Annotated in this window: 18 protein-coding genes; 1 reads left to right on the top strand and 17 read right to left on the bottom strand. The window is 72.3% G+C overall.

The features are described 5' to 3' along the window. Positions 1-33: 33 nt before the first annotated feature. The 5 genes from metK to mihF are packed head-to-tail and all read right to left on the bottom strand — an operon-like array spanning position 34 to position 3,769. The gene (gene metK / locus K8U61_RS24330) at positions 34-1,224 is read right to left on the bottom strand and encodes a methionine adenosyltransferase (protein WP_224125604.1); all 1,191 of its coding nucleotides are present in this window, start codon (positions 1,222-1,224) and stop codon (positions 34-36) included. A gap of 10 nt (positions 1,225-1,234) precedes the next feature. Further along, positions 1,235-2,503 (bottom strand): bifunctional phosphopantothenoylcysteine decarboxylase/phosphopantothenate--cysteine ligase CoaBC, encoded by a 1,269-nt coding sequence (coaBC, locus tag K8U61_RS24325; RefSeq protein WP_224125605.1) that lies wholly within the window; start codon positions 2,501-2,503, stop codon positions 1,235-1,237. Positions 2,504-2,507: 4 nt separating this feature from the next. Next, a complete protein-coding gene (rpoZ, locus tag K8U61_RS24320) occupies positions 2,508-2,837 on the bottom strand; it encodes a DNA-directed RNA polymerase subunit omega (RefSeq protein WP_224125603.1) in 330 nt (109 codons plus the stop codon). Between the two features lie 40 nt (positions 2,838-2,877). After that, positions 2,878-3,456 (bottom strand): guanylate kinase, encoded by a 579-nt coding sequence (gmk, locus tag K8U61_RS24315; protein WP_224125602.1) that lies wholly within the window; start codon positions 3,454-3,456, stop codon positions 2,878-2,880. Then, positions 3,449-3,769, bottom strand: coding sequence for an integration host factor, actinobacterial type (gene mihF / locus K8U61_RS24310; RefSeq protein ID WP_224125601.1), 321 nt, complete (start codon positions 3,767-3,769; stop codon positions 3,449-3,451). The genes gmk and mihF overlap by 8 nt, the downstream gene beginning before the upstream one ends. Positions 3,770-3,975: 206 nt before the next feature. On the opposite strand from mihF, the gene K8U61_RS24305 reads away from it, so the two are divergent. Then, a complete protein-coding gene (locus K8U61_RS24305) occupies positions 3,976-5,457 on the top strand; it encodes a hypothetical protein (RefSeq protein ID WP_224125600.1) in 1,482 nt (493 codons plus the stop codon). Between the two features lie 15 nt (positions 5,458-5,472). On the opposite strand, the gene K8U61_RS24300 is transcribed toward K8U61_RS24305, so the two are convergent. The 12 genes from K8U61_RS24300 to K8U61_RS24245 all read right to left on the bottom strand — a co-directional run bounded on the left by K8U61_RS24300 (position 5,473) and on the right by K8U61_RS24245 (position 17,677). Next, positions 5,473-5,907: a hypothetical protein gene (locus K8U61_RS24300; protein WP_224125599.1), complete on the bottom strand. Its 435-nt coding sequence runs from the start codon at positions 5,905-5,907 to the stop codon at positions 5,473-5,475. After that, complete coding sequence (gene pyrF, locus K8U61_RS24295) at positions 5,904-6,719, bottom strand: orotidine-5'-phosphate decarboxylase (RefSeq protein ID WP_224125598.1); 816 nt, start codon at positions 6,717-6,719, stop codon at positions 5,904-5,906. Before pyrF ends, K8U61_RS24300 begins: the two co-directional genes overlap by 4 nt. Continuing rightward, on the bottom strand, positions 6,716-7,771 hold the full coding sequence (locus K8U61_RS24290; RefSeq protein ID WP_224125597.1) for a quinone-dependent dihydroorotate dehydrogenase: 1,056 nt from the start codon (positions 7,769-7,771) through the stop codon (positions 6,716-6,718). The genes pyrF and K8U61_RS24290 overlap by 4 nt, the downstream gene beginning before the upstream one ends. Further along, complete coding sequence (carB, locus tag K8U61_RS24285; RefSeq protein WP_224125596.1) at positions 7,768-11,064, bottom strand: carbamoyl-phosphate synthase large subunit; 3,297 nt, start codon at positions 11,062-11,064, stop codon at positions 7,768-7,770. Before carB ends, K8U61_RS24290 begins: the two co-directional genes overlap by 4 nt. Further along, complete coding sequence (gene carA, locus K8U61_RS24280; RefSeq protein WP_224125595.1) at positions 11,064-12,191, bottom strand: glutamine-hydrolyzing carbamoyl-phosphate synthase small subunit; 1,128 nt, start codon at positions 12,189-12,191, stop codon at positions 11,064-11,066. Before carA ends, carB begins: the two co-directional genes overlap by 1 nt. Further along, complete coding sequence (locus K8U61_RS24275) at positions 12,188-13,492, bottom strand: dihydroorotase (RefSeq protein WP_224125594.1); 1,305 nt, start codon at positions 13,490-13,492, stop codon at positions 12,188-12,190. Before K8U61_RS24275 ends, carA begins: the two co-directional genes overlap by 4 nt. Then, positions 13,489-14,445 carry an aspartate carbamoyltransferase catalytic subunit gene (locus tag K8U61_RS24270; protein ID WP_224125593.1) on the bottom strand — a complete coding sequence of 319 codons (957 nt, stop codon included), beginning with the start codon at positions 14,443-14,445 and terminating at the stop codon, positions 13,489-13,491. Before K8U61_RS24270 ends, K8U61_RS24275 begins: the two co-directional genes overlap by 4 nt. Next, the gene (pyrR, locus tag K8U61_RS24265; protein ID WP_224125592.1) at positions 14,442-15,044 is read right to left on the bottom strand and encodes a bifunctional pyr operon transcriptional regulator/uracil phosphoribosyltransferase PyrR; all 603 of its coding nucleotides are present in this window, start codon (positions 15,042-15,044) and stop codon (positions 14,442-14,444) included. Before pyrR ends, K8U61_RS24270 begins: the two co-directional genes overlap by 4 nt. 111 nt (positions 15,045-15,155) lie before the next feature. Continuing rightward, positions 15,156-15,782: a cytochrome b/b6 domain-containing protein gene (locus K8U61_RS24260; protein WP_224125591.1), complete on the bottom strand. Its 627-nt coding sequence runs from the start codon at positions 15,780-15,782 to the stop codon at positions 15,156-15,158. Next, the gene (locus K8U61_RS24255; RefSeq protein WP_224125590.1) at positions 15,775-16,422 is read right to left on the bottom strand and encodes a molybdopterin-dependent oxidoreductase; all 648 of its coding nucleotides are present in this window, start codon (positions 16,420-16,422) and stop codon (positions 15,775-15,777) included. The genes K8U61_RS24260 and K8U61_RS24255 overlap by 8 nt, the downstream gene beginning before the upstream one ends. A 22-nt stretch (positions 16,423-16,444) precedes the next feature. Next, positions 16,445-16,636, bottom strand: coding sequence for a hypothetical protein (locus K8U61_RS24250; protein WP_224125589.1), 192 nt, complete (start codon positions 16,634-16,636; stop codon positions 16,445-16,447). A 24-nt stretch (positions 16,637-16,660) separates the two neighbouring features. After that, positions 16,661-17,677 carry an NADPH:quinone reductase gene (locus K8U61_RS24245; protein ID WP_224125588.1) on the bottom strand — a complete coding sequence of 339 codons (1,017 nt, stop codon included), beginning with the start codon at positions 17,675-17,677 and terminating at the stop codon, positions 16,661-16,663. Positions 17,678-17,681 lie beyond the last annotated feature (4 nt).

Raw genomic sequence — 17,681 nt, 5'->3', positions numbered from 1 at the left:
CCGACTCGGGGGTGAATCAGCGCCGACTCGGCGTCAGAGACCGGCGGCCTTGCGGAGCGCCTCGGCGCGGTCGGTGCTCTCCCAGGTGAACTCGGGGAGCTCGCGGCCGAAGTGGCCGTACGCCGCGGTCTTGGCGTAGATCGGGCGCAGCAGGTCGAGGTCGGCGATGATCGCGGCCGGGCGGAGGTCGAAGACCTCGAGGACGGCCTGCTGGACCTGCTCGTCCGGCACGACGCCGGTGCCGAAGGTCTCGACGAAGACGCCGACGGGCTGGGCCTTGCCGATCGCGTAGGCGACCTGGACCTCGCAGCGCTTGGCGAGGCCGGCGGCGACGACGTTCTTGGCCACCCAGCGCATGGCGTACGCCGCGGAGCGGTCGACCTTCGACGGGTCCTTGCCGGAGAAGGCGCCGCCGCCGTGGCGGGCCATGCCGCCGTAGGTGTCGACGATGATCTTGCGCCCGGTCAGGCCGGCGTCGCCCATCGGGCCACCGACCACGAAGCGGCCGGTCGGGTTGACCAGCAGCCGGTAGCCCTCGGAGGGCAGGTCGAAGCTGGCGAGGACCGGGTCGATGACGTGCTTCTTGACGTCGGCCTCGAGGGTGTCGAGCTCGGTGTCCTCGTCGTGCTGCGAGGAGAGCACCACGGTGTCGACGCGGACCGGACGGTCGTCGGCGTCGTACTCGATGGTGACCTGGGTCTTCCCGTCGGGGCGCAGGTAGGGCAGCGTGCCGTCCTTGCGCACCGTGGTGAGCCGCTCGGCGAGGCGCTGGGCCATCACGATCGGCAGCGGCATCAGCACGTCGGTGTCATCGCAGGCGTAGCCGAACATCAGGCCCTGGTCGCCCGCGCCCTGCTTGTCCATGGCGTCCACGGAGCCGGTGCGGCTCTCGTGGCCGGTGTCGACGCCCTGCGCGATGTCGCCGGACTGGCCGCCGATCGCGACCATGACACCGCAGGAGGCGCCGTCGAAGCCCTTGTGCGAGGAGTCGTAGCCGATCTCGAGGATCTTGTCGCGCACCTTCTGCTTGATGTCGACGTAGCCGGTGGTGGTGACCTCACCCGCGACCACGACCAGGCCGGTGGTCAGCAGCGTCTCCACGGCCACCCGGCTGTGGGGGTCCTGCTCGAGCATCGCGTCGAGCACGGAGTCGCTGATCTGGTCGGCGATCTTGTCAGGGTGTCCCTCGGTCACAGACTCCGAGGTGAACAGTCGTCCGGTCATGCCGCACACCCTAACCAGTCGGTAGTCGGCGGCTGACTTCGTCCCAGATCACGTGCGCCAGCGCGCTCTTCGAGCCGTGAGGTACGTCGACCGTGGCGCCGTCGGCGCCCAGGATCACGGCCTCGTTGTCGGCGCTGCCGAAGACCGCTCCCCCACTCACGTCGTTGACGACGAGCAGGTCGCAGCCCTTGCGGGCGAGCTTGACGCGGGCCAGGTCGAGCACCGAGCCGGTGTCGTCGCCGGTCTCGGCGGCGAAGCCCACGATGACGCTGTCGGCCCGGGACCGGTCGGTGCTGATCTCGTGGAGGATGTCGGGGTTCTGCGCCAGCGTGATCGCCGGCGCGGAGCCGTCGGCGGCCTTCTTGATCTTGGCGTCGCTGACGTCGGTCGGCCGGAAGTCCGCGGGCGCGGCGGCCATCACGACCGCGTCCGCGGCGAGGCTGGCGGCGACCACGGCGTCCCGGAGCTGGGCGGTGGTCTCGACGCGGACCACCTTGACGCCGGCCGGGTCGGCCAGGGTGACGTTGGCGGCGATCAGGGTGACCTCGGCGCCCCGGGCGGCCGCGGCGCGGGCCAGGGCGTAGCCCTGGAGTCCCGAGGACCGGTTGCCGAGGAAGCGCACCGGGTCGAGGTACTCGCGGGTGCCGCCGGCGGACACGACGACGTGGCGCCCGGCCAGGTCGGCCGACGGCGCGCCGGCCGCGCCCCGGACCAGGACCTCGCGGCAGGTCTCGAAGATCTCCTGGGGCTCGGGCAGCCGGCCCTTGCCGGTGTCCTTGCCGGTGAGCCGGCCCTCGGCGGGCTCGATGACCAGCACGCCGCGCTCCCGCAGGGTGGCGACGTTGGCGCGGGTGGCGGGGTGCTCCCACATCTCGGTGTGCATGGCCGGGGCGAACACGACCGGGCAGCGCGCGGTCAGCAGCGTGTTGGTGAGCAGGTCGTCGGCGAGCCCGTGGGTCGCCTTGGCGAGCAGGTCGGCGGTGGCGGGGGCGACCACGACGAGATCGGCCTGCTGGCCGATCCGCACGTGCGGCACCTCGTGGACGCCGGACCACACGTCGGTCGCGACGGGCTTGCCGGACAGCGCCGCCCAGGTCGGCGCGCCCACGAACTCGAGCGCCGAGGCGGTCGGCACGACGGTGACGTCGTGGCCGGACTCGGTGAAGCGGCGCAGCAGCTCGGCCGCCTTGTACGCCGCGATCCCGCCGGCGACGCCCAGGACGACGCGGGGCCGCCTCCCCGTCGGGGAAGCGGCCTCGTCGTCGTGGTCGGTGCTCAGCGCGTCACTCCGCGCCGTAGGTGCCCTCCGCCGCGGCGGCGGCCCGAGCGGCCTCCTCGGCGGCGAGCTCGGCCGGGTCGACGTCCTCGCAGGTCAGGAGGTCGTCGTTGATCTCGCGGAGCGCGATCGAGAGGGGCTTCTCCTGGACGTGGGTGTCGACGAGCGGGCCGACGTACTCGAGCAGGCCCTCGCCCAGCTGGGAGTAGTAGGCGTTGATCTGGCGGGCCCGCTTGGCGCTGTAGAGGACCAGCTTGTACTTGCTGTCGGTCTTCTGGAGCAGGTCGTCGATCGGGGGGTTGGTCACGCCCTCGGCGGCGATGTTGGGGGCAGACACGCGGAAGCCTCGCTGGAGTACTAGGAGATGGGAGCAGCGGTCACTGCGGACCGCGCGTCATCAAGGTTACCAACTCCTCCGCGGCAGCGTGAACTTCGTGGTTGACGATCGTCACGTCGAACTCCTCCTCCGCGGCCAGCTCCCCCCGGGCGGTCTCGAGGCGCCGCTCGCGCTCCTCGGCGGTCTCGGTGCCGCGGCCGACGAGCCGGCGGACCAGCTCGTCCCACGACGGGGGCTTGAGGAAGACGAAGAGCGCGCCGGGCATGGTCTCCCGGACCTGCCGGGCGCCCTGGAGGTCGATCTCGAGCATCGCGGGCCGGCCCTCGGCGAGGGTGGCCTCGACCGGGCGGCGCGGGGTGCCGTAGCGGGCGGCCTTGTGGACCACGGCCCACTCCAGCAGCTCCTCGCGCTCGACCATCGCGTCGAACTCGGCGTCGGAGACGAACCAGTAGTGCACGCCGTCGACCTCGCCCGGCCGGGGGGCGCGGGTGGTTGCCGAGACGGAGATCCAGACCTCCGGGTGGTGCCGGCGTACGTCGGCGGCGACGGTGCCCTTGCCGACCGCGGTCGGCCCCGCGAGGACGACGAGACGTGAGGGGTGGTGGGGCGCGTCAGTCACGCCCGGCGAACTCCTTCTCGAGGGCCGCGACCTGCTTGGCACCCAGGCCCCGGACCCGACGGCTCTCGGCGATGCCGAGGCGCTCCATCACCTGACGGGCACGGACCTTGCCCAGGCCGGGCATCGACTGGAGGAGGTCGACGACCCGCATCTTGCCGATCACCTCGTTGCGCTGGCCCTCCTCGATGACCTCGGAGATCGAGGCGCCGGAGTTCTTGAGGCGGTTCTTCACCTCGGCCCGCTCCCGTCGGGAGGCGGCGGCCTTGTCGAGCGCCGCCTGGCGCTGTTCGGGAGTGAGCGGGGGCAGGGCCACGTGAACGGGTCCTTCGGATCGAGGGAGGAACAGATGTCGGGTCAATCTAGTCAGTAGCCCGCCGGGCCAGCAATCGCACCCCGGTCGGCCATCCGCCGAAGGTTCGGCCGTCGGCGGCCGATGGGGACGTCAACGGCGCGCCAACGGATTGGCGCGTGGTCCAGGAATCCGACCTGGACCGACCGCCAACGGATTGGAGCCATCCCATGCTGCGCACGGTAGGTGCCGCCGCCGCCCTGGTGGGCGCCCTGGTCGGCGGGATGTCGCTCCCATCCGCCACCCAGGCCCTCACCGCGGTCACCAGCGACCCCAGCGCCGTCGTACCGTCCGCCGGCACTCCGATGGCGGGGGCGGTGCTCCCGCAGCGGGTCGTGCCGCACCGACTGCTGATGCGCCGGGTGCCGGCCCAGCGGGTCGCCGGGCTGACCGCGCACGTGGCTCCCTCCTGCACCGGCACCGGCACCGACGGCGACCGGGTGCAGGTCCTCTACGTGCGCTCGTCGAAGATGCCCGCGCTGTCGGCCACGAAGCGCGCCCAGATCCTCGAGGAGGTCAGCACCGTCGACGACGTCTTCGCGGCCTCGGCGGCCAAGACCGGGGGCGGGCTGCGGGTCCGGTGGCTGTACGGCGCGCGCTGCGTGCCGACCGTCACGGACGTCGTCGTCTCGCCCGCCGCGATCGCGGACGGCTGGGACGTCATGGACACCGAGCTGCGCACGCTCGGCTACGACCGGAGTGACCGGAAGTACCTGGTCTTCACCGAGTCGAGGCGGAACTGCGGGCTCTCGGACGGCAACGTGTCGGGGTCGATCTCCCGGATCGACGCGCCCTGCTGGCCGGTCTCGACGACCGCGATCGCGGCGCACGAGCTCGGGCACGCCCTCGGTGCCGTCGCCGGCGACGCACCGCACGCCTCGGGCTGGGGCCACTGCAACCAGGCGGCCGACCTCATGTGCAACGGCGAGCAGGCGTCGACCGACCCGGTCAGCCACGACTGCCCCTCCTGGCAGCGCAACTGGTTCGACTGCGGCAACGACGACTACTTCTCCACCGACCCGGCGCCGGGCTCCTACCTCGACTCGAACCGCAACATCGCCCGGTCGCCCTTCCTCGACACCGTGCCGCCGCTGCCGGCCCCGCCGGCGGTCCAGGTGACGGCGAAGGCCGCCCCCGCCGCGGCCCGCACCTCCGCCTGGAAGGGGCAGGCCGTCACCGTGCGCGCGACCGCCGACGAGCCGGTGGTCGGCTGGCGCTTCCCCGACGCGGCCGGGTCGTGCCGCCTCGTCTCCTCCTCGGCCGCGTCGCCGCGCGCCGCGAGCGCGTCGTACGTCTGCCTGCAGGCGGTCGGCACCACCGCCTCAATCACCGTCCAGGCCCTCGGGGCCGACGGGCGGGTCGCCTACGTGGCGGGAACGACGGAGGTGCGCACCGCGCCGGTCCGCTTCACGCTCTCGGGGCGGCCGCGGGCCGGGCGCACCTTCACCGTCACCGCCGTCGGCGGGGGCTACGAGGACGTGCTGTGGCGCTGGACGGGCGGCGAGGGCTGCCACAAGAAGCGGCGCGGGCACTCGCTCGACCTGACCTGCCCGTCGCGGATGTCCGGTCGGTCCGTGGCGCTCAGCGTCACCGCCTTCCGGCTCAGCGGCGACCGGGTGGAGGCCCAGCGACGGGTCACGCTCGCGCCCTGACCGGGCGCTCCCGGGTCAGGGGGTCAGCGGCGTCTTGCAGACGTCGCGGGCCTGCTGGTCGAGGTCCTGGAGCGCGGCGAGGGTGGTCCCGCTGCCGAGGTCCTTGGCGGCGCCGTCGATGGCCGCCCTCTGCTGCTCGCTGAGCCCGGACGGCGGCTTGTCGCGGTCGTACGTCGCAGGGTCGACCCCGGCGTCGTCGAGGGCGTCGCGCAGCGCCTCGATGCGGGTGACCACCTGCTGCCAGTCGTCGCTGATGTCGGCCGGGGCCTTGCTGCGGAGGTCCTCGAGGATGTCGAGCGCCTGGAGCAGCGCGTCGGCGTCGCCGCTCCCGGCGATGTCGCCCAGCTCGGTCTGGTGGTCCTTCACGGCGTCGCAGTAGGAGTCGGTGTCGTTGCCGCAGCCGGTCAGCACGATCGGCAGCAGGAGGGCGACGACGCCGAGCCTCCTCACGCGCGCAGCTCGTCGTTGGTGCGCAGCACGAAGTCGCGCATCGCCTCGGCGGTCGGCAGCCGGAGCACCTCGCGCGAGGAGCTGGGGAGCACCGCCGCGGCGCTGCCGAAGAGGCGGCGTACGTCGTCGACGGTGCCGCCCTGGGCGCCGAAGCCGGGCGCCAGGAGCGGGCCGTTGAAGGCGAGGTCCTCGTCGGTGGACCCGATCGTGGCGCCGACGACCGCGCCGAAGGACCCCAGGGGCTCGGCGTCGGCGTTGAGGCGGCGGAGGTGGTCGAGCATCAGGCCGGCGACGGTACCCCCGTCGTCCACGCGGGCGTGCTGGACCTCCGGGCCCTCCTTGTTGGAGGTGAGCGCGAGGACGAACGCGCCGGCGTCGTGGCGCCGGGCCGCGTCGAAGACCGGGTCGAGCGAGCCGAAGCCGAGGAACGGGCTCACCGTGATCGCGTCGCTGGCCAGCGGCGAGGTGGGGTCGAGGTAGGCGTCGGCGTACGCCTGGCTGGTGGAGCCGATGTCGCCGCGCTTGACGTCGAGGAGGACGAGCGCCCCGGCGGCCCGGGACTCGGCGATCACCCGCTCCAGGACGGCGATGCCGCGGCTGCCGAAGCGCTCGTAGAACGCCGACTGGGGCTTGATGACCGAGGTGTACGGCGCGACCGCCTCGACCGCCCCCAGGGCGAAGGTCTCGAGGCCGGCCACGTCGTCGCCGAGGCCGGCGTCCTGGAGCAGGCCGACGTGCGGGTCGATGCCGACGCACAGCGGCCCGCGGTCGGCGATCGCGGCGTGGAGGCGTGCTCCGAAGGTCCCGGTCATGGCTGGACTCCCTTGACGATCCGGCGGGGCCAGAGCGGACCCTCGTAGACGAACGCGGTGTAGCCCTGCAGCAGCGTGGCACCCGCGGCCAGGCGGGCCTCGGCGTCCGCCACGGTGGTGATGCCGCCGACGCCGATCAGGGTGAGGTCGGGGCCGACGCGGCCGCGCAGCAGACGGAGCACGTCGCAGGACCGCTGCGTGAGCGGCCGACCCGACAGCCCACCCGCACCGATCTCCTCGACCTTCGTGGCGGGCATGCGCAGGCCCTCGCGGGAGATGGTCGTGTTGGTGGCGATGATGCCGTCGAGGCCGATCGCCAGCGCCAGGTCGGCGACGGCGAGGACGTCCTCGTCGGAGAGGTCGGGTGCGATCTTCACCAGCAGTGGCACGCGCCGGTCGTCCAGGGCGGCGATGGCCTGCACCGACGTCAGGATCGGCTCGAGCTTCTCGACGGCCTGGAGGTTGCGCAGGCCCGGCGTGTTGGGCGAGCTGACGTTGACGACCAGGTAGTCGGCGTACGGCGCCAGCAGTCGCGCGGACTTCTCGTAGTCGCGGCCCGCCTCGTCCTCGGGGACGACCTTGCTCTTGCCGATATTCACACCAAGTAGCGCGCGGGGTTGCCGATGGTGGTTGCGGTCGCCTCGTTCCCCACGTGCCAGTGCCAGTGAACGCCGCCGCAACCGTGCGGCGACCACGTCGGCTCCGTCGTTGTTGAAGCCCATCCGGTTGACGATCGCGCGGTCCTCGGTGAGCCGGAAGAGGCGGGGCTGGGGGTTGCCGGGCTGGGCCTCCCCGGTCACCGTGCCGACCTCGACGTGGCCGAAGCCGAGCGCGGCCAGCCCGTCGATGCCGACGGCGTTCTTGTCGAAGCCGGCGGCGAGGCCGAGCACGTTGGGGAAGGTGAGGCCCATCGCGTGGACGGGCTCTCCCGGGGTGCGTCGCAGCCCGGTCACCGGCCGCGCCGCCCGGATCGCCCGGAAGGCCGTGTGGTGCGCCCGCTCGGGGTCCGTGCGGGTGAGGACGTGGTCGAAGAGCGCGCCGTACGCCGTCACGCGCGGGCCGCCGCCCAGTCCTGGAGGGACCGGACCCCGATGTCGCCGCGCTCCAGCGCCTCGATGCCCTGCACGGCCGCGCCGAGGCCCTGCACCGTGGTGATGCACGGGATGTTGGCCATCACCGCGGCGGTGCGGATCTCGTAGCCGTCGAGGCGGGCCGAGGAGCCGCTGGCCGAGCCGTTGGGCGTGTTGATCACGAGCTGGATCTCACCGTCGAGGATGAGCTGCACCGTGGTCTTCTCGCCGTTGGGTCCCTCGCCCTCCCAGTGCTTGCGCACGATGGTGGTGCGCACGCCGTTGCGGCGGAGCACCTCGGCGGTGCCCTGGGTCGCGAGGATCTCGAAGCCGTGGTCGGCGAGCACCTTGATCGGGAAGATCATGTGTCGCTTGTCGCGGTTGGCCATCGAGACGAAGACCTTCCCGCTGGTGGGCAGCGGCCCGAACGCGCCGGCCTGGGCCTTCGCGAACGCCGAGCCGAAGTCGGCGTCGAAGCCCATCACCTCGCCGGTCGACTTCATCTCCGGGCCGAGCACGGTGTCGACCTGCTTGCCGTCGGGGGTGCGGAAGCGGTTGAAGGGCATCACCGCCTCCTTGACCGCGATCGGCTGGTCGGGCGGCAGCGTGCCGCCGTCGCCGGTCGCGGGGAGGACGCCGGCCGCGCGCAGCTCGGCGATCGTCTCCCCCATCATCACCCGGGCCGCGGCCTTGGCGAGCGGGGTCGCGGTCGCCTTCGAGACGAACGGCACCGTGCGGCTGGCACGCGGGTTGGCCTCGAGCACGTAGAGGACGTCGGAGCCCAGCGCGAACTGGATGTTCAGCAGCCCTCGAACGCCGACGCCGCGGGCGATCGACTTGGTCGCGGTGCGGATCCGGTCGATCTCGGCCTTGCCGAGCGTGATCGGCGGCAGCGCGCAGGACGAGTCGCCGGAGTGGATGCCGGCCTCCTCGATGTGCTCCATCACGCCGCCGAGGAAGAGCTCCTCGCCGTCGTAGAGCGCGTCGACGTCGATCTCGACGGCGTCGTCGATGAAGCGGTCGACCAGCACCGGGTGGGCCGGGCCGATCTCGGTGGACCGGGCGATGTAGCCCTCGAGCGCGGCGTCGTCGTAGACGATCTCCATGCCGCGGCCGCCGAGCACGTACGACGGGCGCACCATGACCGGGTAGCCGATCTCGGCCGCGATCCGGTGGGCGTCGGGGAAGCTGGTGGCCATGCCGTACTTGGGTGCGGGGAGCCCGGCGTCGGCCAGCACCGCACCGAAGGCGCCGCGCTCCTCGGCCAGGTGGATCGCCTCCGGCGAGGTGCCGAGGATGGTGACGCCGTTGTCCTTGAGCCCCTGCGCGAGGCCGAGCGGGGTCTGGCCGCCGAGCTGGCAGATGACGCCGAGGACCGGCCCGGCCTGCTCCTCCGCGTGCACGATCTCGAGGACGTCCTCGAGCGTGAGCGGCTCGAAGTAGAGCCGGTCGGAGGTGTCGTAGTCGGTCGAGACGGTCTCGGGGTTGCAGTTGACCATGATCGTCTCGTAGCCCGCCTCGCTCAGCGTGAGCGACGCGTGCACGCACGAGTAGTCGAACTCGATGCCCTGCCCGATCCGGTTGGGACCCGAGCCGAGGATGATCACGGCCGGCTTCTCGCGCGGCGCGACCTCGGTCTCCTCGTCGTACGACGAGTAGTGGTAGGGCGTGCGGGCCGCGAACTCGGCCGCGCAGGTGTCGACGGTCTTGTAGACCGGGCGGATGCCGAGGGCGTGGCGGACGCCGCGGATCACGTCGGCGGTGGTGCCGCGGATCCGGCCGAGCTGCTCGTCGGAGAAGCCGTGCCGCTTGGCGGTGCGCAGCAGCTCGGGCGTCAGCTCGGGCGCCGCGATGAGCTCCTGGGCGACCTCGTTGATCAGCGCGAGCTGGTCGACGAACCACGGGTCGATCTTGGTCGCGTCGAAGACCTCGTCCGGCGTGGCGCCGGCACGGATCGCGTCCATCACCTTGCGCAGCCGGCCGTCGTGCGGAACCTGGATCTCCTCCAGCAGCGCGGCCTTGTCGAGCTCGATGGTCTGCTTCACCCAGTCGAACGGCGCGTGCTTGGACTCCAGGGAGCGCAGGGACTTCTGCAGCGCCTCGGTGAAGTTGCGGCCGATCGCCATCGCCTCGCCCACCGACTTCATGTGCGTGGTGAGCCGCGGGTCGGCGCCGGGGAACTTCTCGAAGGCGAAGCGCGGCACCTTCACGACCACGTAGTCGAGCGTCGGCTCGAAGGAGGCCGGCGTCTCCTGCGTGATGTCGTTGGGGATCTCGTCGAGCGTGTAGCCGATCGCCACCTTCGCCGCGATCTTCGCGATCGGGAAGCCGGTCGCCTTGGAGGCGAGCGCGCTCGACCGGGAGACGCGCGGGTTCATCTCGATCACGATGACCCGGCCGTCGACCGGGTTGACGGCGTACTGGATGTTGCAGCCGCCGGTGTCGACGCCGACCTCGCGGATGATGTCGATGGCGAGGTCCCGCAGGTGCTGGTACTCGCGGTCGGTCAGCGTCATGGCCGGGGCGACGGTGATGGAGTCGCCGGTGTGGACGCCCATCGGGTCGAAGTTCTCGATCGAGCAGACGATGACGACGTTGTCGGCCTTGTCGCGCATCACCTCCAGCTCGTACTCCTTCCACCCGATGATCGACTCCTCGATCAGCACCTCGGTGGTGGGGCTGGCGGCCAGGCCGGCACCGGCGATCCGAGCGAGGTCGCCCTCGTCGTAGGCGATGCCGGAGCCGGTGCCGCCCATCGTGAACGACGGGCGCACCACGACCGGGTAGCCCAGCTCGACGACGGCCTTCTCGCAGTCCTCGAGGGTGTGGCAGACGAAGCTCTTGGCGACCTCTCCCCCGACCTTGTGGACGATCGCGTTGAAGAGCTCGCGGTTCTCGCCCCGGTGGATCGCGTCGAAGCTGGCGCCGATCATCTCGACGCCGTACTTCTCCAGGACCCCGCGCTCGTGCAGCGCGATCGCGGCGTTGAGGGCGGTCTGACCGCCGAGCGTCGGCAGCAGCGCGTCGGGGCGCTCCTGGGCGATCACCTTCTCGACGAAGTCGGGCGTGATCGGCTCGACGTACGTCGCGTCGGCGAACTCGGGGTCGGTCATGATCGTCGCGGGGTTGGAGTTGACCAGCACCACCCGCAGGCCCTCGGCCTTGAGCACCCGGCACGCCTGGGTGCCGGAGTAGTCGAACTCGCAGGCCTGGCCGATGATGATCGGCCCGGAGCCGATCACCATCACGGACTTGATGTCGTCGCGCTTCGGCATCAGACGGTGCCCTCCATCAGGCTCACGAACCGGTCGAAGAGGTACGCCGCGTCGTGGGGGCCGGCGGCGGCCTCGGGGTGGTACTGGACGGAGAAGCCCTTCAGGCTCCCGCTCGCGTCGCGGAGCTCCAGGCCCTCGACCACGTCGTCGTTGAGGCAGACGTGGCTCACGCTCGCGACGCCGTACGGCGTCTGCGTCTCGGTGTCGAGCGGCGCGTCGACGGCGAAGCCGTGGTTGTGGGCGGTGACCTCGACCTTGCCGGTGGTGCGGTCCATCACCGGCTGGTTGATACCGCGGTGGCCGTACTTCAGCTTGAAGGTGCCGAAGCCGAGCGCACGGCCGAAGAGCTGGTTGCCGAAGCAGATCCCGAAGTAGGGCAGGCCCGCAGCCAGCGCGCCCTGGAGCACGTCGATCTGGTGGGTGGTCGCGGCCGGGTCGCCGGGGCCGTTGGAGTAGAAGAGGCCGTCGGGCGAGACGGCCCGGATCTCCTCCAGGCTCGCCGTCGCCGGCAGCACGTGCACCTCGATGCCGCGCTCGGCCATCCGGTGCGGGGTCATCGACTTGATGCCCAGGTCCAGAGCGGCCACGGTGAACTTCTTCTCGCCGATGGCCGGGACCACGTAGGTCTCCTGGGTGGAGACCTCGGAGGCGAGCTCGGCGCCGGCCATCTCGCCGGACTGCTGCACGCGGGCGAGCAGCGCGGCCGGGTCGGTCTCGGTCGAGGAGATGCCGACCCGCATGGCGCCGCGCTCGCGCAGGTGGCGGGTCAGCGCGCGGGTGTCGATGCCGGAGATGCCGACCACGCCCTGCTCGCGCAGCTCGTCGTCGAGGGTGCGGGTCGCGCGCCAGCTCGACGAGCGGCGCGCGGGGTCGCGGACGACGTACCCGGCGACCCAGATGCGGCGGCTCTCCGGGTCCTCGTCGTTGATGCCGGTGTTGCCGATGTGCGGCGCGGTCATCACCACGACCTGCCGGTGGTACGACGGGTCGGTGAGCGTCTCCTGGTAGCCGGTCATGCCGGTGTTGAAGACCGCCTCGCCGAAGGTCTCGCCCTCGGCGCCGTAGGCCTCACCGCGGAAGGTGCGGCCGTCCTCGAGGACGAGGAGGGCCGGCGTCGCGGCGCTCACTGGAGCTTCCCGTCGAGCACGGTGGCGGTGCCGCGGAGGAACGTCGCGACCACCCGGCCCGGCAGCTCCATGCCCCGGTAGGGCGTGTTGCGGCTGAGGCTGGCGGACTCGGCGGGGTCGACGACCCGCGTGGCCGCGGGGTCGTAGAGGACGACGTTGGCGGGCTCGCCGACCGCGACCGGGCGACCGTGCTGGTCGGAGACCCGGCCGATCCGGGCCGGTGCGGCCGACATCCGCTCGGCGACGCCGGCCCAGTCGAGCAGGCCGGTGTCGACCATCGTCTGCTGCACGATCGAGAGCGCGGTCTCGAGGCCGAGCATGCCGAAGGCGGCGGCCGCCCACTCGCAGTCCTTGTCCTCGTGCGGGTGCGGCGCGTGGTCGGTGGCCACGATGTCGATGGTGCCGTCGGCCAGGCCGGCCTTGAGCGCCTCGACGTCGGCGGCCGAGCGCAGCGGCGGGTTGACCTTGTAGATCGGGTCGTACGTCGCGGCCAGCTCGTCGGTCAGCAGCAGGTGGTGGGGGCACGCCTCGGCGGTGACACTCCACGTCTTGTCCTTGGCGGCCTTGCCCTTGGCCCAGCGGATCAGCTCGACGGAGCCGGCGGTGGAGACATGGCAGACGTGCAGGCGCGAGCCGACGTGCTCGGCGAGCAGCACGTCGCGGGCGATGATCGCCTCCTCGGCGACCGCCGGCCAGCCTGCCAGGCCGAGGCGGCCCGACAGCTCGCCCTCGTTCATCTGCGCGCCCTCGGTGAGCCGGGGCTCCTGGGCGTGCTGGGCGACGACGCCGTCGAACGCCTTGACGTACTCCAGTGCGCGGCGCATCAGCACCGCGTCGCTCACGCACTTGCCGTCGTCGGAGAAGACCCGGACCCGGGCGGCGGAGTCGGCCATCGCGCCGAGCTCGGCGAGCCGCTCCCCCTGCAGACCGACGGTGACCGCGCCGACCGGGAAGACGTCGCAGTAGCCGGCCTCGCGGCCCAGCCGCCAGACCTGCTCGACGACGCCGGCGGTGTCGGCGACGGGCTCGGTGTTGGCCATCGCGTGGACGGCGGTGTAGCCGCCCTTCGCCGCCGCCTGGGTGCCGGTCTCGACGGTCTCGGCGTCCTCCCGGCCCGGCTCGCGCAGGTGGGTGTGCAGGTCGACCAGGCCCGGGAGCGCGATCAGTCCCGTCGCGTCGATGACCTCGGCGCCGTCAGCGGAGGCGTCCGCGCCGTCGGCGATCACGCCGTCCTTGAGCAGCAGGTCCGTCGGCTCGCCGCCGAGGACCGAGACGTTCTTGATCAGGTAGCTGGTGCTCACTCTTCTCCTCCGACGGCGGGCGTGGAGCCGCCCAGCAGCAGGTACAGGACGGCCATCCGGACGGCGACGCCGTTGGTGACCTGCTCGACGATCACGGACCGGTCGCTGTCGGCGACGTCCGCGGTGATCTCCATGCCGCGGACCATCGGCCCGGGGTGCATGACGATCGTGTGGTCCTGGAGGGTCGCCATCCGGCGCCCGTCGAGGCCGTAGCGGCGGGAGTACTCGCGGGCGGTCGGGAAGAACCCGCCGTTCATCCGCTCGGCCTGGACCCGCAGCATCATCACGGCGTCGGCCTTCGGGATCACCGCGTCGAGGTCGTACGAGACCTCGACCGGCCACGTCTCCACGCCCACCGGCAGCAGCGTCGGCGGCGCCACCAGCGTGACGTCGGCGCCGAGGGTCTGCAGGAGCAGCGCGTTGGAGCGCGCGACCCGGCTGTGCAGCACGTCGCCGACGATCGCGACCTTGCGGCCCTCGAGCCCACCGGGCTTGGACTCGCCGAGGTGGCGCCACATCGTGAAGGCGTCGAGCAGCGCCTGGGTGGGGTGCTCGTGGGTGCCGTCGCCGGCGTTGACCACGCTCGAGCGGACCCACCCGGAGTTGGCCAGCCGGTGCGGGGCACCGCTGGCGCCGTGGCGGACGACGACCGCGTCGGCGCCCATCGCCTCGAGCGTGAGCGCGGTGTCCTTCAGGCTCTCACCCTTGGAGAGGCTCGAGCCCTTCGCGGCGAAGTTGATGACGTCGGCGCTGAGCCGCTTGGCCGCGGCCTCGAAGGAGATCCGGGTGCGGGTGGAGTCCTCGAAGAAGAGGTTGACCACGGTGCGGCCGCGCAGGGCGGGCAGCTTCTTGATCGGCCGGTCGGCGAGCTCGCGGAGCTCGGCGGCGGTGCTGAGGACCAGCTCGGCGTCGTCGCGGCTCAGGTCGGCCGCGCTGAGCAGGTGGCGCTTCACGCTGCTCCTCCTTCCGGGGCGAGTCCCTGGATGGTGACGGCGTCGACCTCGTCGATGCCGGCGAGGGTGACCCGGACCCGCTCGATCAGGGACGTCGGGAGGTTCTTGCCGACGAAGTCGGCGCGGATCGGCAGCTCGCGGTGGCCGCGGTCGACCAGCACCGCGAGCCGGACCGCCTGCGGGCGGCCGATGTCGTTGAGCGCGTCGAGCGCGGCCCGGATGGTGCGGCCGGAGAAGAGCACGTCGTCGACGAGGACGACGACCTTTCCGTCGATCCCGCCCGGCGGGATCGAGGTCGGCAGCAGGGCCCGGGCGGGCTTCATCCGGAGGTCGTCGCGGTACATCGTCACGTCGAGAGAGCCGACCGGCACGGCGTACCCCTCGACGGAGGCGATCCGCTCGGCGATCCGCTCGGCGAGCGGTACGCCGCGACTGGGGATGCCCAGGAGGACGAGGTCGTCGGCGCCCTTGTTGCGCTCGAGGATCTCGTGGGAGATGCGGGTCAGCGCCCGCTGGATGTCACCGGCGTCGAGCACGACGCGAGCGGTGGAGTCGCCGTCGGGGGAACCCGACGGGGTGTGCTGAGGGTGCGCAGGCAACCGCCTCGGACCTCCTTCTCCGCCTCACTGGACGGCTCGTTAAAGGATGTTCGAATCGGTCGTCACCCTACCCCCGCGCGGCGGCCGTGAGCGAACCGGCCCGGCGAGTTCTCACGTCCCGGACGGATCGACCTCGTCGGCCCAGGCGGCGTGCTCGCGGCGGGCCCAGCGGAGGGACACCCGGCCGCTGCGCATCCCGTGCCGCGCCTCCGGGTCGCGGACGGCGTACACGAGGTGGCCGAGCACCAGCAGCCCGACCGCGAGCGCCGTCCAGTCGTGCACGAACGTCGCCCCGGAGCGCCACGCCAGCCGGACCAGGCCGGTCCAGTACATGAGGATCCCCGTGCCGAGGAGGACGCCCGTCGAGCCGGCCACCAGCCAGGCGTTGACCTTCTGGCCCGCGTTGAACTTCCCGACCCGGATGGTCCCGTCGCGACGGGTCCGGCTGCGCAGCCACCGCCAGTCGGCGGAGGTGACCCGGTTGAGCCGCCGGACGTCGGCGCGGTAGGCCGCGGACAGGGCCCCGAGGAGCATCGGGACCGGCAGCGCGAGGCCGCTCCAGACGTGCACGGTCTCGACGAGGTGCCGGTGGCCGACCGCGAGCATGATCGAGCCGTTGTAGAGGATCACCGCGGTGACCAGGCAGGTGCCCATCAGCATCGCGACGGAGCGGTGCACCCAGCGCTCGGCCGGGGCGAAGCGGTCGACGGACGACGGGGAGGACGACCGGTCACTCATCGATGATCCCGTCGAGGGGGTAGCCGCGGGACTCCCAGTAGCCCGGGTCGTCGTTGTCGGTGACCTCGATGCCGGAGAGCCACTTGGTGCTCTTGTAGCCGTACATCGAGCCCGAGTAGATCCGCACCGGCCCGCCGTGGTCGTGGGTCACCGGCTCGCCGTACATCCGCAGCGCGACCACCACGTCGTCGGCGCGGGCCTGGTCGAGCGTCATGTTGACGGAGTAGGTGCCGTCGAAGGAGTGGAACCGCACCCCGACGGCGTCCGTCGTCGGCGCCGCCCGCTCGAGCAGGTCGGCGACCCGGACACCGGTCCACGGCACGTCCGGGACGTGCCATCCCGTCACGCAGTGGAAGTCGTCGGTGAACGACAGCTGCGGCAGCGCCTCGAGGTCGCTGAGCCGGTACGTCGACGGGTGGTCGACGAGCCCGTCGACCTTCAGGGTGTAGGTCGCGGCGTCGCGCGGCTCGACGGCCCCGGTGACGGAGTAGTAGCGCCAGGTGTTGCCGAGCGGGACCAGCGAGGTGAGGCCGGTCGGGTCGTTCATCTGGATCGGCGCCAGGAAGCGGCTCAGGCCGTCCTGCACCGTGGCGCCGGTGACGACGCCCAGCGCCCCGAGCCCGAGGAGGCCGAGCACCACCCGCCGACCGACGGGTGCACCGTCAGGGTCTGCGCCCACGGATGCCGACCGAGGTGATCACGGCGCCGACCAGCAGGACGATCGGCCCGATGATCGACCAGGTCGTGGTGCCGCTCATCGAGCTGCCGCCGATGACGCCGATGCCCTGGAGCGTCCACAGCAGGCCGAGCAGCACGAGCACGATCCCCGCGACGACCCACAACGGCTTGGCCATGGCTCCACTCAACCACGTACCTGGTCACCCGTCGGCGACATCGATCAGCACCTTCCCCACCGCTCCGCCCTCGACCGCGTCGTGCGCCGCCGCGGTCGCGGCGAGCGGGTAGTGGTGGAGCGGGACGCCGGCCGCCTCGCCGACCCGGAGCGCACCGGCCTCGACGGCAGCAGCCACGTCCTCGAGCGCGGCCCGGAGCAGGCCGTCGTCGAGGGTGTAGAGGATGAGGAACTGGAAGCGCAGGTTCTTCCCGAAGGCCGCGCGCAGCGGCATCGTCATCTCGTCGCCGCCGTTGTTGGCGTAGATGCTCACCAGCCCGTGGGTCTTCACGACGTCCAGGTCGATGCCGATGTTCTGGGCCGGCGCCACCTCGACGGCGATGTCGACGCCGTCGGGAGCGAGCTCGAGGATCCGCGCCGAGGTGTCGCCCTGGGTGTAGTCGACGGTGTGGTGGGCGCCCGCGCTCGACGCGAGCGCGGCCTTCTCCGGGCCGCTGACCGTGGTGATCACGGTCGCGCCCGACCATCGGGCGAGCTGGATGGCCGCGTTGCCGACCGCGCCCGCTCCCCCGGCCACGAGCACGACCCGGCCGGCCAGCGCGCCCGGTCCGAGCCGCGCCGGTCCGAACTCGGAGGCGGTCAGCGCCCGGTGCGCGGTGACGGCTGGTACGCCGAGGCTCGCGCCCAGGTCGAAGTCGGCGCCGTCGGGAAGGGGGACGACACGGTCGGCCGGCTGGACGGTGTACTCGGCGGCGGTGCCGTAGGCCCGGCCGTGCTGGGCCAGGACCAGCCACACCCGGTCGCCCGTGCCCAGTCCGGTGACGCCCGCACCGACCGCGTCGACGACGCCGGCGCCGTCCTGGCCGGGCGTCACCTCGTCGTACCCGCTCATCATGCCGGCGCGGAACTTCCAGTCCGTGGGGTTCACCCCCGCCCGGACCAGGCGGACCCGCACCTCGCCGGGGCCGGGCTCGGGCAGGTCACGCTCGACGAGCGTGAGGACGGAGGAGGGACCGGTCTCGCGGTAGACGACTGCACGCATGTCC

The organism is Nocardioides mangrovi, assembly GCF_020073815.1.
Lineage (GTDB): Bacteria > Actinomycetota > Actinomycetes > Propionibacteriales > Nocardioidaceae > Nocardioides > Nocardioides mangrovi.
The sequence above is the reverse complement of the archived record's forward strand: the minus strand, read 5'-3'. Positions and strand labels throughout refer to the sequence as shown.

Excerpts from the sequence above, each read along its gene's own strand:
- metK (WP_224125604.1), bottom strand. The coding sequence starts at position 1,224 with ATGACCGGACGACTGTTCACCTCGGAGTCTGTGACCGAGGGACACCCT.
- K8U61_RS24305 (WP_224125600.1), top strand. The coding sequence starts at position 3,976 with ATGCTGCGCACGGTAGGTGCCGCCGCCGCCCTGGTGGGCGCCCTGGTC.
- pyrF (WP_224125598.1), bottom strand. The coding sequence starts at position 6,719 with ATGACCGGGACCTTCGGAGCACGCCTCCACGCCGCGATCGCCGACCGC.
- carB (WP_224125596.1), bottom strand. The coding sequence starts at position 11,064 with ATGCCGAAGCGCGACGACATCAAGTCCGTGATGGTGATCGGCTCCGGG.
- K8U61_RS24260 (WP_224125591.1), bottom strand. The coding sequence starts at position 15,782 with ATGAGTGACCGGTCGTCCTCCCCGTCGTCCGTCGACCGCTTCGCCCCG.
- K8U61_RS24250 (WP_224125589.1), bottom strand. The coding sequence starts at position 16,636 with ATGGCCAAGCCGTTGTGGGTCGTCGCGGGGATCGTGCTCGTGCTGCTC.
- K8U61_RS24245 (WP_224125588.1), bottom strand. The coding sequence starts at position 17,677 with ATGCGTGCAGTCGTCTACCGCGAGACCGGTCCCTCCTCCGTCCTCACG.